Genomic DNA, 715 nt, shown 5'->3' with positions numbered 1-715 from the left:
AGCGGTAATGCGTTTACTGACCAGTCTTGCACGCCAATTGGACTGTACCTTGTTATTAGTGACGCACAGTGAGAAAGTTGCGGCACACATGGAAGGGAAAATTCGTCTTCAAGGAGGGCAACTGCATGTTATGGCCCGTAGTTAAGGCACTACTCGGTCATTACCGTCGTTACCCACTGCAAATTATTCTCGTCTGGTTAGGCTTAACGCTTGGTGTTTCGCTTCTCGTTGGTGTTACTTCTATCAACCAACATGCGAAGCAGAGTTACGAAACAGGTGAGAAGCTTTTCTCAAACCCACTTCCTTACCGAATTCGTACCAAACATTCTGCAAATAAAATTCCTCAAGGGTTTTACATTCAGTTGCGCCGCGCTGGTTTCAACCAATGTGCGCCTTTTGACGTCCTTCATCTGGATGCCAAAACGGACATGAACTTGATGCTCGTTGGCATCGATCCTGTCGCAATGATCCCTCTTCAGCACGGCAAGTCACTTAATGAGATGCCTGTTCTCTCCTTGATGAAGCCGCCGTATCCGATTTTGATCAGTCAAGATTTGGCGTCTTACATGAACTGGCAAGACGGCGACTTTATTGAGTTGAATGATGGTAGCCGTCTTGGTCCTGTTCAAGTGGATCAAAACAAGCTCTTATCAGGTACACGTTTAGTTACCGACATTTCTTTATTAAGAATGTTGAAGCGAAGCTCGGGCCTTTC

The 715-nt window shown here is 46.0% G+C and carries 2 pseudogenes; both read left to right on the top strand.

What is annotated here, in order from left to right:
• A pseudogene (locus R7R24_RS26855) lies at window positions 1-145 on the top strand (ABC transporter ATP-binding protein); the annotation flags it as partial.
• Window positions 126-715, top strand: a pseudogene (locus tag R7R24_RS26850) (ABC transporter permease); the annotation flags it as partial. The pseudogenes R7R24_RS26855 and R7R24_RS26850, both read left to right, overlap by 20 nt.

The organism is Vibrio sp. 704, from assembly GCF_033339295.1.
Note: the sequence above shows the minus strand (reverse complement) of the source record. Positions and strands in the feature narration are given on the sequence as shown.